General features: G+C 68.1%; 1 protein-coding gene. It reads left to right on the top strand.

The window, feature by feature from the left end; genetic code table 11:
• Nucleotides 1-1,412, top strand: a 1,412-nt coding sequence (locus AB0G14_RS35720; RefSeq protein ID WP_357705235.1) for a hypothetical protein, incomplete at both ends; no start/stop codon positions are given.

Raw genomic sequence — 1,412 nt, 5'->3', positions numbered from 1 at the left:
AGACGTTCGGTTCGGACCTGATGGCGGCGGTCGCCGCTGCGGATGTCGTGGAGTTCGGTCGTTCGCCAGAGGTGAGTCTGCTGGATCAGGGCGCCTTCGACGCCGCGGGCGGTCGACACATCTGGGGCGGAATCGAGCGCGAACACCGATGGGCGGGTTTTGTCCGCCCCGGTTCCACCCTGCCGGCGGTGACCGGAGTCGCCAGGCGGGCGGACGCCGTGTTGCGCGTGGACGCCGACGGCATGAACGGCAAGATCTTGGAGACCGTGACCGGGGTCATGCCCGACCTGGACGACGAGCGGCGCACTGCGGCCCAGGCACCGACGTACGCGGGGCTCGATGATGTCGCTCGACGGCTGCGCGGCGAATGGCCGCCCCAGCTGCTGACTCAACTACTGCCCGGGTTCACCGCCCATCCTGACTACGAGCAGTTGATGGTCCGCAAGGCAGGAAAGGGAGAGTGGACGGGCGACCAGCACACGTTCGACCTCGTGCTGGAGGGGTTGCGGCGGATATACCGGTGGTACCGGAGCTACGAGCCCCATTTTCAGACCGCGGCCGATGCCCCGGCTGAAGACTTTGGACTGTGGCTGGCCGAGCGGGCGTTCGGCGGTCCGCTCGTCGGTCCGGCAGCCACGCTGGCCGGCTACGGGGAGCTGCTCTACCACCTCAACTACGGCCAGATGTCGCACTACCTGACCGACCGACTACTCAGGGGCAAGCAGTGGGTCGCCTTGCTGCCGCGGCACTCCCTCGACGGCGTATTCAACGGGCTGCCGGATGAGCTCCGGCTGGTGCTCGAGGCGGACCGGCCGATCATCGAGGAGGCGCTGACCTCCTTGTTCCAGCAACGGCACGCCCAGACCTACCAGGAGATCACCGACCTGCATGGTGGCCCGCCTGATCTGGGTGCGCCGCTGCTTGATCGCAACTATTCGTTGCGGCAGTACCTCCGGACCGGCCTGGACCCGAACCCGGACGTGTCGATCTCGGCATGGGACGCCTGGGGCGTCAAAACCGCAAAGCCAGGCCTTGTCCAGCGGGTGCATGCCGCGATGGCCGTGATGGAGTTCCGCGCACTCGGCAACCAACCCGGGCCGCTGGGTGGCGAAATGGCGTCCGAGCAGTACAAGGCGGATCACGGCTTCTGGCAGGTGGCTAAGCGCCGTGTCTACCGGGATGTGGTGGACCGCCGGGTCGTGGTGAACGCGGCCTCGTACCCCCCGGATGACCTGGATGTGATGGCGGCTGTACTGCGGGCGCTGGCCGAGCGGGTCGAGCCGGGGAGTGAGGCGGCGCTGCTGTCGACCGCTGTGCGGCGGGGCGCGGCGGCGTTGCTGGTGCCGTTGGGTGAGGCGGCGTCTGAGGCGGGGTTGGCGAGGGATGGGTCGCGGTTGGACCTGTCGTTGTTG

This window comes from Micromonospora sp. NPDC023814, from assembly GCF_040639595.1.
GTDB lineage: Bacteria > Actinomycetota > Actinomycetes > Mycobacteriales > Micromonosporaceae > Micromonospora.
Note: the sequence above shows the minus strand (reverse complement) of the source record. Positions and strands in the feature narration are given on the sequence as shown.